At 63.4% G+C, this 17181-nt stretch carries 15 protein-coding genes; 10 read left to right on the forward strand and 5 right to left on the reverse strand.

Annotated features, from left to right (window positions below; genetic code table 11):
- Positions 1–19: 19 nt before the first annotated feature.
- From IP89_RS02840 to IP89_RS02855, 4 genes are all read right to left on the reverse strand, one after another.
- Positions 20–1390 (reverse strand): SEL1-like repeat protein, encoded by a 1371-nt coding sequence (locus tag IP89_RS02840; RefSeq protein WP_043307513.1) that lies wholly within the window; start codon positions 1388–1390, stop codon positions 20–22.
- Positions 1387–2601 carry a PilZ domain-containing protein gene (locus tag IP89_RS02845; protein WP_043307515.1) on the reverse strand — a complete coding sequence of 405 codons (1215 nt, stop codon included), beginning with the start codon at positions 2599–2601 and terminating at the stop codon, positions 1387–1389. Before IP89_RS02845 ends, IP89_RS02840 begins: the two co-directional genes overlap by 4 nt.
- Positions 2602–2650: 49 nt before the next feature.
- The gene (locus IP89_RS02850; RefSeq protein ID WP_043307517.1) at positions 2651–4132 is read right to left on the reverse strand and encodes a glycosyltransferase family 2 protein; all 1482 of its coding nucleotides are present in this window, start codon (positions 4130–4132) and stop codon (positions 2651–2653) included.
- A gap of 91 nt (positions 4133–4223) precedes the next feature.
- Positions 4224–5534, reverse strand: a complete 1311-nt coding sequence (locus tag IP89_RS02855; protein ID WP_043307519.1) for a nucleotide sugar dehydrogenase — start codon at positions 5532–5534, stop codon at positions 4224–4226.
- 677 nt (positions 5535–6211) lie between these two features.
- On the opposite strand from IP89_RS02855, the gene IP89_RS02860 reads away from it, so the two are divergent.
- On the forward strand, positions 6212–7777 hold the full coding sequence (locus tag IP89_RS02860) for a PAS domain-containing methyl-accepting chemotaxis protein (protein ID WP_043307520.1): 1566 nt from the start codon (positions 6212–6214) through the stop codon (positions 7775–7777).
- A gap of 52 nt (positions 7778–7829) precedes the next feature.
- Here IP89_RS02860 and IP89_RS02865 read toward each other — a convergent pair whose 3' ends face one another.
- Positions 7830–8498, reverse strand: coding sequence for an alpha/beta family hydrolase (locus tag IP89_RS02865; RefSeq protein WP_052080926.1), 669 nt, complete (start codon positions 8496–8498; stop codon positions 7830–7832).
- Between the two features lie 41 nt (positions 8499–8539).
- Between IP89_RS02865 and ccoN (IP89_RS02870) the strand changes: the two genes are divergently transcribed.
- From ccoN (IP89_RS02870) to IP89_RS02910, 9 genes are all read left to right on the forward strand, one after another.
- Positions 8540–9979, forward strand: coding sequence for a cytochrome-c oxidase, cbb3-type subunit I (ccoN, locus tag IP89_RS02870; RefSeq protein ID WP_043307524.1), 1440 nt, complete (start codon positions 8540–8542; stop codon positions 9977–9979).
- Positions 9979–10593 carry a cytochrome-c oxidase, cbb3-type subunit II gene (gene ccoO / locus IP89_RS02875; protein ID WP_043307525.1) on the forward strand — a complete coding sequence of 205 codons (615 nt, stop codon included), beginning with the start codon at positions 9979–9981 and terminating at the stop codon, positions 10591–10593. The genes ccoN (IP89_RS02870) and ccoO (IP89_RS02875) overlap by 1 nt, the downstream gene beginning before the upstream one ends.
- A 6-nt stretch (positions 10594–10599) precedes the next feature.
- Positions 10600–11550, forward strand: coding sequence for a cytochrome-c oxidase, cbb3-type subunit III (ccoP, locus tag IP89_RS02880; RefSeq protein WP_043307527.1), 951 nt, complete (start codon positions 10600–10602; stop codon positions 11548–11550).
- 332 nt (positions 11551–11882) lie between these two features.
- Positions 11883–13325 (forward strand): cytochrome-c oxidase, cbb3-type subunit I, encoded by a 1443-nt coding sequence (ccoN, locus tag IP89_RS02885; RefSeq protein ID WP_043307529.1) that lies wholly within the window; start codon positions 11883–11885, stop codon positions 13323–13325.
- Positions 13325–13942, forward strand: coding sequence for a cytochrome-c oxidase, cbb3-type subunit II (gene ccoO, locus IP89_RS02890; RefSeq protein ID WP_043307530.1), 618 nt, complete (start codon positions 13325–13327; stop codon positions 13940–13942). Before ccoN (IP89_RS02885) ends, ccoO (IP89_RS02890) begins: the two co-directional genes overlap by 1 nt.
- Positions 13943–13948: 6 nt before the next feature.
- On the forward strand, positions 13949–14134 hold the full coding sequence (locus IP89_RS02895) for a CcoQ/FixQ family Cbb3-type cytochrome c oxidase assembly chaperone (RefSeq protein WP_043307532.1): 186 nt from the start codon (positions 13949–13951) through the stop codon (positions 14132–14134).
- Positions 14131–15108 carry a cytochrome-c oxidase, cbb3-type subunit III gene (gene ccoP, locus IP89_RS02900; protein WP_043307533.1) on the forward strand — a complete coding sequence of 326 codons (978 nt, stop codon included), beginning with the start codon at positions 14131–14133 and terminating at the stop codon, positions 15106–15108. Before IP89_RS02895 ends, ccoP (IP89_RS02900) begins: the two co-directional genes overlap by 4 nt.
- Positions 15109–15241: 133 nt before the next feature.
- Complete coding sequence (ccoG, locus tag IP89_RS02905) at positions 15242–16657, forward strand: cytochrome c oxidase accessory protein CcoG (RefSeq protein ID WP_043307535.1); 1416 nt, start codon at positions 15242–15244, stop codon at positions 16655–16657.
- A 13-nt stretch (positions 16658–16670) separates the two neighbouring features.
- Positions 16671–17174, forward strand: a complete 504-nt coding sequence (locus tag IP89_RS02910) for a FixH family protein (protein WP_043307537.1) — start codon at positions 16671–16673, stop codon at positions 17172–17174.
- Positions 17175–17181 lie beyond the last annotated feature (7 nt).

The raw sequence follows: 17181 nt of genomic DNA on the forward strand, positions 1-17181 counted from the left end.
AGAAGTGATCTTCTGAAGGTCATAGTGTTTCCCGCACTTGATTATTGGAGGTGCCCAGACTCAGCTGTTCGCCGGTCCTGGCCGCCTTTTCCTTGGCCACCATCGCCCTCACCCGCTCCATGTCACCGGGCTGCAGGCGTGGCGCGATGCGCTCGAGCCACTGATCGGCCTGGGGCATGCCCTGCTCCTTGGCCAAGGTGGCGAAGCCGTACGCGTAGACGGGGTTGATGCGGATGCCGCGGCCCTCGCCGAACAGCTGGGCCAGGGCCACGTCGGCGCTGGGATTGCCGCTGCGTGCGACGATCAGCAGTTGATCGCGGGCCTTGTCCGGCTCGACCGCGCCGAGTTTTCCCTCGCGGTACAGGCGCGCCAGCATGATTCGCGCCTTGGGCTCCTGCGGCGCGGCCATCAGCAGGTACTTCTCGGCTTTGTCCGGCTCCGCCGGTACCAGTTGGCCGTTCAGATAGACCTGACCGAGACCGGCGGCAGCCTTGCTGGAGCCGGCTTCGACGCCCTTCTCCAGGTACTCGACCACCTGCTCGCCCTCACCCAGTTGCGGGTAATTGCGCACCAGGTCGGCCAGGCCGGCCCAGGCATCCGGCCACTGCGGGGCGATCATTTCGTAAAGCTGCTTGGCTTCCTCCGGGCGTGGCTCGCCGGAGCCCTCGCCCGCCAGTGCGCGGGCCACCGACTTGACCTGGGCCGGCGGCACCTGCTCGCTGGCATAGGCGCCGTCGAGACGTGCGAGCAGCGCCTTGAGCGCGTCCTCGTCGCCCTGGATGCGGTACACGGTGGCCAGCTCCACGTAGCAATCGCCGACTTCGTTGAGCCAGGTCTCGCAGGACTGACGCACCTCATCCAGGTGCTGCTCATAGTCGCCACGGGCGCGGTACAGAATGATCCAGCCGAGCTTGGCCTGCGGCATGCCCTGGGCCTGCCAGCCCTTGAGCTGACTCTCGACCGCGGCGATATCCGGCTGCGGTTCGGCCAGTTCCAGGCGCACCAGGGCCAGCAGCACGCTCTGGTCGCCGCTGTCGATGGCCGCACGCAGCAGGCTCTTGGCCTCCTGACGCTCGGCCTCGCTGGCGTTCTCCTTCACCGCCAGCCACTTGCCCAGCTTGATCCGCGCGATCAGCGAGTCATTCGCCGCGCGCCGGTAGATGGCCTCGCCCTCGGCCTGGCGCTGCGGGTCGGGGCTCTGCACCAGCACGTCGGCCAGGCCGACCTCGGCGTCCTCGTAGCCCAGCTCCGCCAGCGAGCGGAAATTACTCTCCGCCGTCTGCAGATCGCCGCCGGTTCTGGCCTGCTTGGCCAGCTCCATGTCAGGCAGCTGGGCGCAGCCGGCCGCAGCGGCCACGCACAGGGCGATTACGCTCAGCCGGGCGTTCATTTGCTGGCCGCCGCGTCGCTGGCCGGCAGCAGCTTGCTGGCAAGCATTTCGCCCTCAGCGGCCAGGCGATTGTCGAAGATGCCGCCGAGCGGACGAATGCGCACATCCACCGGACGCTTGGCCAGCTCGGTTTCCAGCGGCTGGTCCGGCTGGATAATCACGCGGATGTCCGAGGCTAGGCCGCCTTCCTGCAGGGCCAGAGTGCTGATGTGGCCGCTGCGCTCGCTGTCTTCGCCGGCGACGGTGAAGCTGACCACGGTGCCCGGCTGCAGCTCGTCGAACGAGCGATAAGGGAAGCGCGCCTCGACCGTGGCCACCGCATCCACCGGCGACAGCAGGAACACCGGGGCGCCCTTGCCCGCGGTCTGGCCGTCACCGACCAGCTGGGCGGTCACTCGGCAATCGCAGGGGCTGGTCAGGGTGCCCTGGAAGGTCTTGCCGAACAGGCGTTGCAGGTTGTCCGGGGTCAGGTCCTCGGTCGGCAGCACGCCCTTGAGCACGTCCATCATGTTCGAGGAGAAGGTGCCCACCGGCGCGCCCTTGGCCACGGTATCGCCGACCTTGACCAGGGCCTGCACGGCACCCTCGCGCGGTAGCGAGACCTGCTGCCCCGGTACGGCGACCTGGGCCGAGTCGGCATGAGTGATGAAGTAGATGTCGTACAGCTGGTACAGCACGTAGGTGCAGGCGGCGACCCCGACCAGGAAGATCGCCAGGCTCAGGCCAGTGGCACGCAGGCGGCCGAAGAAGCCCACCGGGGCGCCATCACCGCCTTTGCGCGCTTTGGTGAAGTTTTCCCGCTGCAAGGTGCTGATCAGGTCGCCGACGTTGATCAGCTCACCGCTGAGGAAGGAGCTGATCACGTAGCGCAGCGCCGACATCTCGCGCGGCTTGAGATTGTGGAATTCGCAGCCGGCACGTTTGCCGCCGGCCAGGGAGCGAACCTGGAACTCCACGTCCATGGCGAAGCCGATGCCTTCGACCTCGAACATCAACCGGCCGCGATGGTGCTGGCCTTCGTGCAGCACGTTGCTGCCCGGCTGGAAGGAGAAGCCGCCGACCGATAGGTCCAGCAGCTGCGCCTCCTGCACCTGGCCCTGCTTGGTCTGGTAGCGGATCTTCGCTGGCAGCTTGAGGCGCGCGTACTGGCGCTGGGCTTCGGCTTCGTGAACCACGTTGCTGTTGATGCTGGGGCTGATCACTGCGCTCATATTTCGTTCCTTTATGAATTCTGAAGTCTGGAAAGAGGCCCAATGGGCGCTAGACCACCCACATCAGGGCGGCGACGAAGACACTTCCGGCAGAGAAAGTCATGGCCCGCGACGACCAGGTGTTGAACCAGCGCTGGAAGCTGGCGAGGTCGCGGTTGAGCTTGGTTTTCTGGCGCGTCCAGGACTGCTGATCCAGGCGGAAGAACACGTACACCTTCACGAGGGCGCCGACGATCTGGTTGTAATAGAGAATCAACGGGTAGGCCGGCCCGATGCTGTGCCCGGAGGCCAGCAACAGCAGGGTCAACACCAACCGGGTGAGGCCGATCCACAGCAGGTAAATCAGCAGGTAGGCGAAGCCGTATTTGATGCTGGCGATGATCGCCACCGAGGGCCCCAGCAGGCTGGTCCACATGGACACCCGCTGATCCAGCAGCACCACGCTGGTGAAGGCGCCCAGGCGACGCATGCCGAGGTGCAGCGCCCGCGAGTTCTGCCGCAGGTTGTTGCCGTACCAGCGGAACATCAGCTTGCGGCTGGCCTTGATGAAGCTCTTCTCCGGCGGGTGCTCCACGGTGTGGATGGCCGCATCCGGCACGTAGAAGGTGTCGTACCCCAGGCGCATCAGGCTGTACCAGCTGGACTTGTCGTCGCCGGTGAGGAACTTGAAACGGCCCAGGCGCCAGTGCTCGAGGTGATCGTTCTCGACGTCGGCGATGAAGCTCGCATCGACGACCACCTCGGCGCGGAACACCGACATGCGCCCGGTCAGGGTCAGCACACGCTTGGACAGGGCCATCGAGCACATGTTGATGTGCCGCTGGGCGAAGCGCAGCTTGTGCCATTCCTGCATCACATAGCTGCCGCGCACCTCGCAGAACTCGTTGGTGGTGAGGCCGCCGAGGTTGTCGAACAGGGTGAAGTACGGCGCGGTCTGCCGTACCACGCCTGGCGACAGCACGGTGTCGCCATCGATCACCGCCACCACCGCCCGGTTGTCCGGCTGGTGCCGGGAGATGGCGCGGAAGCCCTGGGCCAGGCCATCACGCTTGCCGGTGCCGGGAATCCGCACGATGTCCAGGCGCACGCGTCCGGGCGGCGCGAGCCGGTTCCACAGGTTCTTGATCAGCAGTTCGTCCGACAGCTCGACGATGGAGCAGACCACGGTGGTGGGATAGCCGCAGTCGATCGCCTCCTGGATCACCGAGCGGTACACGGCCGCGGTGGTCAGGGCATCGATGCGGAAACTGGTCACCATCAGGTACACGTGCGACGGGTCGGCAGCTGTTCCCAGCTTGAGCGCCCGGCGCCGGTAATGCGGGTAGACCAGGTAGAGGAAGATCAGGCCACGGACGTAGTGGATCGCGCCCATGGAGTAGCGCCAGATACCCACCACTCCGAGGAGCAGGAGGAAGTCCGTCGACTCCGGATCGAAGACGCTGTGCGGCAGCAGCAAGGCCATACCACCCAGCACCGAGATGTAGAACAACCAGCCTGCGCCGTTGCGCAAGCGTCCCTGGATACTTTCCATTTGTTGCTAACCCCGTTTGAGTTACTGCTCTGCAACGGGGGCGCTGTTGTTATTGTTGTAACGCCCTGTGCACCTTTGGTCGCAGCAGTCGCTACCAGCAGAGGCCCTCTTTGACCTCGTCGCTGCACTGACGCATGAAGCCGACCAGGTCGATGAGCTTCTTGCCCGGGGGCAGCTGTTGAACCACGGTCTCGAACAGCTCGTCGCCATTGCCGAGGACAATGACGTCGGCCTCTGCCACCACCTGATTCAGGTCGGAACGCAGCAGCGAGGAAACGTGGGGGATTTTTGACTCGATGTACTCACGGTTGGCGCCGTGAACGCGGGCGTACTCGACGTTGCGGTCGAAGATCTTCAGGTCGAAGCCCTTGCCGATCAGCATCTCGGCCAGTTCCACCAGCGGGCTCTCACGCAGGTCGTCGGTACCGGCCTTGAAGCTCAGACCGAGCAGCGCGACGCTGCGTTTGTCCTGACTGGCGATCAGGTTGTAGGCGTTGCGCACCTGGGCCTCGTTGCTGGGCATCAGCGAGCTGATCAGCGGCGAGTCGACGTCCAGTTGGGTAGCCCGGTAGTTCAGCGCACGCACGTCCTTGGGCAGGCAGGAGCCGCCGAAGGCGAAGCCAGGACGCATGTAGTACTTGGACAGGTTGAGTTTGTGATCCTGGCAGATCACCTCCATCACCTCGCGGCCATCGACGCCCACCGCCTTGGCGATGTTGCCGATCTCGTTGGCGAAGGTGATCTTGGTCGCGTGCCAGACGTTGCAGGTGTACTTGATCATCTCGGCGACCTCGACGGTCTTGCGGATGATCGGGGCGTCCAGCTCGCTGTAGATCTCTTCCAGCAGATCGCCGGAGGTCTGATCCAGTTCGCCGATCACGGTCATGGCCGGGAAGTCGTAGTCCTTGATCGCCGTGCTCTCGCGCAGGAACTCGGGGTTCACCGCCACGCCGAAATCTTTGCCGGCCTTGAGCCCGGAGTATTGCTCCAGGGTCGGGATCACCACGTTGCGCAGAGTGCCTGGCAGCACGGTGCTGCGTACCACCACGGTGTGGCGGCTGGTTTTCTCCGGTAGGACCTTGCCAATCTGCTGGCAGACTTCCTCGATGTAGGACACATCGAGGTCGCCGTTGCGTTTGCTCGGCGTCGGCGGCGCCAGGAAGGAGATGTCGGTCTCCAGTATGGCTTCCCGCACATTCAGCGTACCGCGCAGCTTGCCGCTGGCGACGCCCTTCTGTAGCAGCTCTTCCAGCCCAGGCTCTACGATCGGCGACTTGCCGTCGTTGATCAGATCGATTTTCAGCGGTGAGATGTCCACCCCGACGATCTGATGCCCCCTCGCGGAAAGGCATCCTGCACACACCGCACCCACATAGCCCAGCCCAAAAATGCTGATACGCATTGGACGATCTCCTCCTTGCGTTGATCGATGCAGCAACCCATGGTTGCCAACTACTTCTTCGCGAGACCGGACAGCAGGCAAACAACTTCCTCTGGTCTCTGTTTACTACTTTGGCCGCGCTTCGCCTCAACTTTCAAAATGGTTGAAGTTATAGCGACCTCGAGCAAAACAGATACGTCGTGAAACAACAAAGTTCCGCGACCGGCAGTAGGAAAGTTAAACTTTTGAAATCAGTGATCTAGTTATCAGTGACGAACCGTGCAACTTGCAAGATGGCCATCACTACGCCACTGCAGCGAACGGAGCGCTCTAGGAGGCAGATTACAGCGCACCTTTTAGAAAGCGACACCTAGTTTTTGACGCTCAACACAAACTATTGATGAATTTATTCCTGCACGGCGAACATGCGCGACCAATTAATGACGCCAAAAAATAGTTAGCGGAGCGGCAAATACTTAATTAAGGCAATCTGCCATCATCGCAACTTCCAAATATTTCGGCGACCCAACTTAATTAATAAAGTTTCATATTTATATTTGCTCTTCGGACGAAAGGAAATTTCATATAGGTGAAACTTCCTATCCAACCCGTCAATTTTCACCCTTCTTCCGCGCTCAACCTTTCCGGTAAGCTGCCGACTTCTATGACATAAGTCCTACGCCGAAGAAGCGAGCCGCATGAGAAACAACCAGCCCGTCACCCAGCGCGAGCGCACATTCCCCGCCCAGCAGCGCCTGATCTCCACCACCGACCTCAAGGGGCAGATCACCTACTGCAACGAGGCCTTCATCGAGATCAGTGGCTTCTCGCGTGACGAGCTGATGCGCGCGCCACACAACCTGGTGCGCCACCCGGATGTGCCGCCGGCGGTGTTCGATCACATGTGGCAGACCCTGAAAAAGGGCCGCCCGTGGATGGGTGTGGTGAAGAACCGCAGCAAGAACGGTGACCACTACTGGGTCAACGCCTACGTCACGCCGATGCTCGACAAGGGCCAGGTGGTGGGATACGAGTCGGTCCGCTCCAAGCCGACCGCAGAGCAGGTGCGCCGCGCCGAGGCGCTCTATACGCGCATCAATTCCGGCAAGGCGGCCATTCCCGCTACCGATCGCTGGCTACCGGTGCTGCAGGCCTGGGTACCCTTCATCCTGATCAGCCAGATCGGCTTCCTTATCGGCCACTGGATGGGCTCGACCTGGGGCTTCCTGCTCGCCGCCCTGCTCTCCGTGCCGCTGGGCCTGGTTGGCCTGGGCTGGCAGAACCGCGGCGTGCGGCGCCTGCTGCGCATCGCCGAGCAGACCACCTCGGACCCGGTGATCGCGCAGATGTACACCGACAGCCGCGGCGCCGAGGCGCGCCTGGAAATGGCCATGCTCAGCCAGGAAGCGCGCCTGAAAACCTGCCTGACCCGCCTGCAGGACACCGCCGAACGCCTGACCAGCCAGGCGCGCGAAGCCGACCAACTGGCCCACAACAGCTCCGAAGGCCTGGAGCGCCAGCGCGTGGAAACCGAACAGGTGGCCACCGCCATCAACGAGATGGCCGCCACCACCCTGGAAGTCGCCAGCAACGTGGCCCGCGCCGCCATCGCCACCCAGGAAGCCAACCGCCTGACCGGCGAAGGCCGCAACGTTGCCTCGGAAACCCGCGAAGCCATCCAGCGCCTGTCGGTATCGGTCGGCGAGACCGGCGAGACCGTGTCGCGCCTGGCTCAGGACAGCAACGAGATCGGCGGCGTGGTCGACGTGATCAAGGGCATCGCCGACCAGACCAACCTGCTCGCGCTCAACGCCGCCATCGAGGCCGCGCGCGCCGGTGAAATGGGCCGCGGCTTCGCCGTGGTCGCCGACGAGGTCCGCTCGCTGGCCCAGCGTACCGCCGAATCGACCGAACAGATCCACGCGCTGATCGCCAAGCTGCAGCGCACCGCCGAAGAAGCGGTGATGACCATGGAGATCGGTCGCAAGCAGGCCGACGAAGGTGTGGAGCGCGTGCAGAAGGCCGACGAGGCCCTGCAGGGCATCAGCGATGCGGTGGCCAACATCACCGACATGGCCAACCAGATCGCCGCCGCTGCCGAGGAACAGAGCGCCGTGGCCGACGAGATCAACCAGAACATCACCACCATCGCCCACCTGGCCGACCAGACCTCGGGCGAAGCGCAGAGCACTGCGCAGCTGAGCAAGGAGCTGACCGCCACCGCGCAGGACCAGTACTCCCTGGTGGAGCGCTTCAACCGCTAAGCGCACCCCATGAAAAAGGCCGGCAATCGCCGGCCTTTTTTCTGCCCGTGAATCAGCCGCGCAGGAAAGTCGCCACCACCGCGGCCGCCTGCTGCAGATGCTGCTCGTGGCTGAAACCGGAGGACTTCAGCGGCTTCAGATCATGATCGGCGGCCGTCAGCCATTCGATGGCGAGGCTGGGCGCCAGGCTGTAGCCGCTCACCGTCTCGCGATTGCCCAGAGCATCACGCTCGCCCTGTACGATCAAACTGCGCGTGCGCAGCTGCGCCAGATGCGCCACGCGCGGCTTCTCCGGCTTGCCCGCCGCATAGAAGGGATAGCCCAGGCAGACCAGCGCATCGGCGCCCAGCTCGTCCGCCAGCAGGCTGGCCATGCGCCCGCCCATGGACTTGCCGCCGATGGCCAGCGGCCCGTCTACCTGCGCCCGTACCTCGCGATAGACCTCGCGCCAGCACTCCAGCAGCTGCGCCTGGGGGTTCGGCGGACGCTTGCCGCCATCCAGGCGCCTCTGCGCCATGTAGGGAAACTCGAAGCGCAGCACGTTCACCCCGCGCTGCGCGAGCAGCTCGGCCATGCGCTGCATGAAGCCGCTGTCCATCGGTGCGCCAGCGCCGTGAGCCAGTATCAGGGTGGCCTGCGACATTCGGTCCGCCCCATCCCATAGCCAGCCCCGCGTGCGGCATTGATCCCCGTCAATAAACCCTGCCTTGCCATTACCCATGCTTGCCCTGCTTTTTATAACCGTGGATGGAAGCCCAACACATGAACACAACCAGTAGCGCGGCCTACAACTACAAGGTGGTCCGCCAGTTCGCCATTATGACGGTGGTTTGGGGCATAGTCGGGATGGGGCTCGGCGTGTTCATCGCCGCTCAGCTGGCATGGCCGGAACTGAACTTCAACTTGCCGTGGACCAGCTTCGGCCGTCTACGCCCCCTGCATACCAATGCGGTGATCTTCGCCTTCGGTGGCTGCGCCCTGTTCGCCACCAGCTACTACTCGCTGCAGCGCACCTGCCAGACCCGGCTGATCTCCGACAAGCTGGCCGCCTTCACCTTCTGGGGCTGGCAGCTGGTGATCGTCCTCGCAGCCATCAGCCTGCCACTGGGCTGGACCAGTTCCAAGGAATACGCCGAACTGGAATGGCCGATCGACATCCTCATCACCATCGTCTGGGTCGCCTACGCGCTGGTGTTCTTCGGCACGCTGATGAAGCGCAAGACCAAGCACATCTACGTGGGCAACTGGTTCTTCGGTGGTTTCATCCTCACCGTGGCGATCCTGCACATCGTCAACAACCTGGAAATCCCGGTCACCCTGACCAAGTCCTACTCGCTGTACGCCGGCGCCACCGACGCCATGATCCAGTGGTGGTACGGCCACAACGCCGTGGGCTTCTTCCTCACCGCCGGCTTCCTGGGGATGATGTACTACTTCGTGCCCAAGCAGGCCGAGCGCCCGGTGTACTCCTATCGCCTGTCGATCGTGCACTTCTGGGCACTGATCACCCTGTACATCTGGGCCGGCCCGCACCACCTGCACTACACCGCGCTGCCGGACTGGGCGCAGAGCCTCGGCATGGTCATGTCCCTGGTGCTGCTGGCGCCGAGCTGGGGCGGCATGATCAACGGCATGATGACCCTCTCGGGTGCCTGGCATAAGTTGCGCACCGACCCGATCCTGCGCTTCCTGGTGGTCTCCCTGGCGTTCTACGGCATGTCGACCTTCGAAGGTCCGATGATGGCCATCAAGACCGTCAACGCCCTGTCGCACTACACCGACTGGACCATCGGCCACGTACACGCCGGTGCACTGGGCTGGGTAGCGATGATCTCCATCGGCTCGCTGTACCACCTGATCCCGAAAGTCTTCGGTCGCGAGCAGATGCACAGCGTCAGCCTGATCAACTCGCACTTCTGGCTCGCCACCATCGGCACCGTGCTGTACATCGCCTCCATGTGGGTCAACGGCATCACCCAGGGCCTGATGTGGCGCGCAGTGAACGACGACGGCACCCTCACCTACTCCTTCGTCGAGGCACTCGAGGCCAGCCACCCAGGCTTCGTCATCCGTGTCGCCGGTGGCGCCATCTTCCTCCTCGGCATGTTCCTGATGGCCTGGAACACCTGGCTGACCGTGCGCGCCGCCAAGCCGGCCGAGTACGACAGCGAAGCCCTGATTCCTGCAGAGGTTGCCCACTGATGAGCAGCAAGCACGAAATACTCGAGAAGAACGTCGGCCTGCTGGCCCTGATGATGGTCTTCGCGGTGAGCATCGGCGGTCTGACCCAGATCGTTCCGCTGTTCTTCCAGAGCGTGGTCAACGAGCCAGTCACGGGCATGAAGCCCTACACCGCGCTGCAGCTGGAAGGCCGTGACATCTACATCAAGGAAGGCTGCGTCGGCTGCCACTCGCAGATGATCCGTCCGTTCCGCGCCGAGACCGAGCGTTATGGCCACTACTCCGTGGCCGGCGAGAGCGTCTGGGACCACCCGTTCCTGTGGGGCTCCAAGCGTACCGGCCCGGACCTGGCCCGCGTCGGCGGCCGCTACTCGGACGACTGGCACCGCGCGCACCTGTACAACCCGCGCAACGTGGTGCCGGAGTCGAAGATGCCGGCCTACCCCTGGCTGGTCGAGAAGAGCCTCGACGGCAAGGACACCGCCGCCAAGATGGGCGCCCTGCGCACCCTCGGCGTGCCGTACAGCGACGAAGACCTCGCCGGCGCGAGCGAAGCGGTCAAGGGCAAGACCGAGATGGAGGCACTGGTGGCCTATCTGCAAGTGCTCGGCACCAGCCTGAAGAACAAGAGGTAAGCGGACATGACCACTTTCTGGAGCTGGTACATCACCATTCTCACCCTGGGCAGCCTGGTCGCCCTGCTGTGGCTGATCTTCGCCACCCGCGGCGGCCAACAGCCTGGCCAGACCGACCAGACCCTCGGCCATGCCTTCGACGGCATCGAGGAGTTCGACAATCCGCTGCCCAAGTGGTGGTTCCTGCTGTTCGTCGGCACCATCGTCTTCGGCGCGGGCTACCTGGCGCTGTACCCAGGTCTCGGCAACTTCGCCGGCAAGCTGCCGGGTTACGAAGGCGGCTGGACTCAGGTCAAGCAATGGCAACGCGAGATGGACAAGGCGGACCAGCAGTTCGGCCCGATCTACGCCGGCTACGCCAAGATGCCGGTCGAAGAAGTCGCCAAGGACGAGCGCGCGCTGAAAATGGGCGGTCGCCTGTTCGCCTCCAACTGCTCGGTGTGCCACGGCTCAGACGCCAAGGGCGCCTACGGCTTCCCCAACCTGACCGACAACGAATGGCGCTGGGGCGGCACTCCTGACTCGATCAAGCAGACCATCGCCGGTGGCCGCAGCGGCATGATGCCGCCGCAAGCCGCGATGATTGGCGAGGAAGGCGTGGTCAACGTGGCCGCCTACGTGCTCACCGAGCTGGCCGGGCGCAAGCTGCCGGAAGGCGAGACCGCCGACATCGGCGCGGGCCAGAAGATCTTCGCCGGCACCTGCTTCGCCTGCCACGGCGCGGACGGCAAGGGCACCCCGAGCATGGGCGCACCGAACCTGACCCAGCCGAGCGCGTTCATCTACGGCAGCAGCTTCGCCCAGCTGCAGCAGACCATCCGCTACGGCCGCAGCGGCCACATGCCGGCGCAGCTGCAATATGTCGGCAGCGAAGACAAGGTCCACCTGCTCGCCGCCTACGTCTATAGCCTGTCGCAGAAACAGCCAACCGCCGAGGAAACCCTGGCTAGCGAATGACCCACCCCTTCCGCGGGTGCCGCCCTGGCACCCGCGACCTTCCGCTAATGCGACCCGATGTCGCACCCTCCTGACCGCTTGCACACCGCGTTTGTGGACTTGGTCTAAGCTGCCCAAAAGTCGCACTTGGTAACAACCCCACGGATTTCCCCCCTTGGAGCAGGGTTACTCGGTTCGCAGCAGGCCCCGGCGAAGAGTCCTTCGCTCGCCGCAAAAGGCCGCTAAAACCTTGATCGCACAGGCATCCGGCGTTGCAATGGGTACCTCATTTCTCCATACTTGCCGCCGATTTTTTACCCCAAAAAAACTCCATTAACCGTGGTACCCCTAGCATGAGCACAGCAATCAGTCAGACTGCTTATAACTACAAGGTGGTCCGCCAGTTCGCCGTTATGACGGTAATCTGGGGGGTCATCGGGATGGGTCTCGGAGTGTTCATCGCCGCGCAACTTGTGTGGCCTGAGCTCAATCTGAACCTGCCGTGGACCAGCTTCGGCCGTCTGCGCCCGCTGCACACCAACGCGGTGATCTTCGCCTTCGGCGGCTGCGCCCTGTTCGCCACGTCTTACTACGTGGTTCAGCGCACCTGCCAGGCTCGCCTGATCTCCGACAGTCTGGCCGCTTTCACTTTCTGGGGCTGGCAAGCCGTGATCGTGCTGGCCATCATCACTCTGCCGCTGGGCTACACCTCCTCCAAGGAGTACGCCGAGCTGGAGTGGCCGATCGACATCCTCCTCGGGATCGTCTGGATCACCTACCTGGTGGTCTTCTTCGGCACCATCGTCAAGCGCAAGACCAAGCACATCTATGTGGGCAACTGGTTCTTCGGCGCCTTCATCGTCGTGACCGCCATGCTGCACATCGTCAACAGCATGGAAATGCCGGTCACCCTGTTCAAGTCGTACTCGGTGTATGCCGGTGCCACTGACGCGATGATCCAGTGGTGGTACGGCCACAACGCCGTAGGCTTCTTCCTGACCACCGGCTTCCTCGGCATGATGTATTACTTCGTACCGAAGCAGGCCGAGCGTCCGATCTACTCCTATCGTCTGTCCATCGTGCACTTCTGGGCGCTGATCACCCTGTACATCTGGGCCGGTCCGCACCACCTGCACTACACCGCCCTGCCGGACTGGACCCAGTCCCTCGGCATGGCCATGTCCGTCATCCTCCTGGCTCCGAGCTGGGGCGGCATGATCAACGGCATGATGAGCCTGTCCGGCGCCTGGCATAAGCTGCGCACCGACCCGATCCTGCGCTTCCTGGTGGTGTCCCTGGCCTTCTACGGCATGTCCACCTTCGAAGGCCCGATGATGGCCATCAAGACCGTCAACGCCCTGTCCCACTACACCGACTGGACCATCGGCCACGTGCACGCTGGCGCCCTCGGCTGGGTAGCGATGATCTCCATCGGCTCGCTGTACCACCTGATCCCGAAAGTGTTCGGTCGCGAGCAGATGCACAGCATCGGCCTGATCAACGCGCACTTCTGGCTCGCCACCATCGGTACCGTGCTGTACATCGCCTCCATGTGGGTCAACGGCATCACTCAGGGCCTGATGTGGCGTGCAGTCAACGAAGACGGCACCCTCACCTACTCGTTCGTTGAAGCCCTCGAAGCCAGCCACCTGGGTTACATGGTCCGCGCCCTCGGCGGTGCGTTCTTCGTGACCGGTATGCTGCTGATGGCCTACAACACCTGGCGTACCGTGCGTGCCGCTGACAAGAGCAAGTACGACGTCGCCGCTCAGATTCCTGCAGAGGTCGCGCACTGATGGCCGGTAGCAAACACGAGATTTTCGAGAAGAACATCGGCCTGCTGGCCATCGGCATGGTTCTGGCCGTGAGCATCGGTGGTCTGACCCAGATCGTTCCGCTGTTCTTCCAGGACGTCACCAACACCCCGGTGGAAGGCATGAAGCCGCGCACCGCGCTGGAGCTGGAAGGCCGTGACATCTACATCCGCGAAGGTTGCGTAGGCTGCCACTCGCAGATGATCCGTCCGTTCCGTGCCGAGACCGAGCGTTATGGCCACTACTCCGTAGCTGGCGAGAGCGTCTGGGATCACCCGTTCCTGTGGGGCTCCAAGCGTACCGGTCCGGACCTGGCCCGCGTCGGCGGCCGCTACTCGGACGACTGGCACCGCGCTCACCTGTACAACCCGCGCAACGTAGTACCGGAATCGAAGATGCCGGCCTACCCGTGGCTGGTTGAGAACAAGCTCGACGGCAAAGACACTGCCGCCAAGATGGAAGCCCTGCGTACCCTGGGCGTCCCCTACACCGCCGAAGACATCGCCGGTGCTCGTGAAGCCGTCAAAGGCAAGACCGAGATGGACGCCCTGGTTGCCTTCCTGCAAGGCCTGGGCACCTCTATCAAGAACAAACGGTAACGCACGATGGATATCGGGACGATTCGCGGCATCGGTACGGTCATAGTCTTCGTCGCCTTCATCGGCGTGGTTCTCTGGGCTTACAACAGCAAGCGCAAGAGCAGCTTCGACGAGGCGGCCAACCTGCCCTTCGCCGACGACGTCCCAGCCACCAAGCGTGACGAGCAAGATTCTGGGAGCAATAAAGAATGACTCTGTTCTGGAGTATCTACATCAGCGTACTGAGCCTCGGCACCATCGTGGCTCTCACCGCGCTGCTCTTCGGTATTCGTAAGGGCCAGCGCCCGGACGCCACCGAAGACACCGTCGGCCATGCCTTCGACGGCATCGAGGAGTTCGACAACCCGCTGCCGAAGTGGTGGTTCATGCTGTTCGTGGCCACCGTCGTCTTCGCCCTCGGCTACCTGGTCCTGTACCCAGGCCTGGGCACCTGGAAAGGCCTGCTGCCGGGCTACAACGAGGCCGGCGACGGTCGTCCGTTTGCCAACGGCGAATCCGGCTGGACCGGCGTACACCAGTGGGAGAAGGAAATGCTCCGCGCTGACAAGCAGTACGCGCCGATCTACGCCAAGTACGCCCAGATGCCGATCGAGGAAGTGGCCAAGGACGAGCAAGCCCTGAAAATGGGTGGCCGTCTGTTCGCCTCCAACTGCTCGGTGTGCCACGGTTCCGACGCCAAGGGTGCCTACGGCTTCCCCAACCTGACCGACAACGAGTGGCGTTGGGGCGGTGCTCCGGCAACCATCAAGGAGACCATCATCGGTGGTCGCCACGGCATGATGCCGGCTCAGGGCCCGACCATTGGCGAAGATGGCGTACGTAACGTCGCCGCCTACGTGCTGACCGAACTGGGCGGCCGCAAGCTGCCGGAAGGCGTCACCGCCGACGTGGCCGCTGGTAAGCAAGTGTTCGAAAGCGTCTGCTTCGCCTGCCACACCAAGGAAGGCACCGGTACCCCGAGCATGGGTGCACCGAACCTGACCAACCCGAGCGCCTTCATCTACGGCAGCAGCTACGCCCAGCTGCAGCAGACCATCCGTTACGGCCGCAGCGGCAACATGCCGGCGCAGCTGCCGTACGTGGGTAGCGAAGACAAGGTGCACCTGCTGGCCGCCTACGTGTACAGCCTGTCGCACGGCAACACCGACGCAGCCGTCGAGAAGTAAGGCTTCACCCGCCCGGACGCGACCGCCGGTCGCACCCGGGCAATGCTCGATCAGGCGTACCATAGTGCCGTGAAATTCTGACTCCTTCGGCAAGTATCGAAGGAGCACTCACCCAAGCCGTGGTACGACCCTGATGAGCGAACAGATTCCAGTCCGAAACATCACCCCTCCCCCGGCCAAGAGCGGCGAAACCGTCGACCTCTACGCCAGCCGCGAAAAGATCTACACCCGCGCCTTCACCGGCCTGTTCCGCAACCTGCGACTGAGCGGCGGAGCCTTCCTCTTCATTCTCTACTTCGGCACCGTATGGCTGAGCTGGAACGACCGTCAGGCCGTCTGGTGGAACCTCCCGGAGCGTAAATTCTTCATCTTCGGCGCCACCTTCTGGCCGCAGGACTTCATCCTGCTCTCGGCGCTGCTGATCATTGCCGCCTTCGGCCTGTTCTTCATCACCGTGTTCGCCGGCCGCGTCTGGTGTGGCTATACCTGCCCACAGAGCGTATGGACCTGGATCTTCATGTGGTGCGAGAAGGTCACCGAGGGCGACCGCAACCAGCGCATGAAGCTGGACAAGGCGCCGATGAGCGCCAACAAGTTCGCCCGCAAGGCCGCCAAGCACAGCCTGTGGATCCTCATCGGCCTGGCCACCGGCCTGACCTTCGTCGGCTACTTCGCGCCGATCCGCGAGCTGATCCCCGAGCTGCTCACCGGCGACGCCGATGGCTGGGCCTATTTCTGGGTCGGCTTCTTCACCCTCGCCACCTACGGCAACGCCGGCTGGCTGCGCGAGCAGGTGTGCATCTACATGTGCCCCTACGCGCGCTTCCAGAGCGTGATGTTCGACGCTGACACCCTGATCGTCTCCTACGATCCGCGCCGCGGCGAGCACCGTGGCCCACGCAAGAAGAACGTCGACTACAAGGCCGAGGGCCTCGGCGACTGCATCGACTGCACCATGTGCGTCCAGGTTTGCCCCACCGGCATCGACATCCGCGACGGCCTGCAGATCGAGTGCATCGGCTGCGCCGCCTGCATCGACGCCTGCGACAGCATCATGGACAAGATGGGCTACCCCAAGGGCCTGATCAGCTACACAACCGAACACAATCTTTCCGGGCAGAAGACCCATCTGCTGCGGCCGCGCCTGATAGGCTACGCCGTCGCGCTGGTGGCGATGATGGCCATGTTCGCCTGGGCCATCGCCAGCCGCTCGCTGGTGGAGATCGACGTACTCAAGGACCGCGTGCTGTTCCGCGAGAACGAACAGGGCCACGTCGAGAACGTCTACACCGTGAAACTGATGAACAAGGCCCAGCGCGACCTGACCTACCTGATTTCCGTCGAGGGCATCGACGGCCTCGAGTACGAAGGCAAACGCGAAGTGAAGGCAATCGCCGGCGAAGTGCTGTCGATTCCGGTGGAACTGTCCATCGAGCCGGAGAAGCTGCCTTCCAGCGCCAATGAAATCCGCTTCAGGGTCAAAGCCCTGGAAGATCCATCCATCGAGAACGACGCCGACAGCCGATTCATCGGCCCGAGCGTGCGCTGAACAAGGCTATCCAATGTCGTCGCAACAAACCCCGGTCAACCCCTGGTACAAAGAAGTCTGGGTCTGGTTCATCCTCGGCATCCTCGGCCTCTCCGTGGTGCTGGGTACCAGCATGCTGGTGATCGCCACCAAGAATCCGCCGGGCCTGCTGTCGGACAACTACTACGACGTCGGCAAGGGCATCAACACCTCGCTGGAACGCGAGGAGCTGGCCGAGCGTCTCAAGCTCAAGGCGGCGCTGACCCTGGACAACGAGCGCGGCACCGTCAGCCTGCAGCTGCAGGGCTACAGCAACCCACCGCAACTGGTGCTCAACCTGATCTCGCCGACCCAGCCGGAGCGTGATCGCCGCGTGGTGCTGCAGACCCAGGCCGACGGCAGCTACGCCGGCAACCTGCTGGACGCCGTCGAGGGTCGTCGCTTCGTCGAGCTGATCGGCCAGGAAGGCGGCAAGGACTGGCGCCTGTTCGAGGAAGAACAGGTGGCCAGCGGCCAACCCATCCAGCTCGGCGAGTAAGTTTCCC

Source organism: Pseudomonas sp. ML96 (assembly GCF_000761545.1).
Classification (GTDB): Bacteria; Pseudomonadota; Gammaproteobacteria; order Pseudomonadales; family Pseudomonadaceae; genus Aquipseudomonas.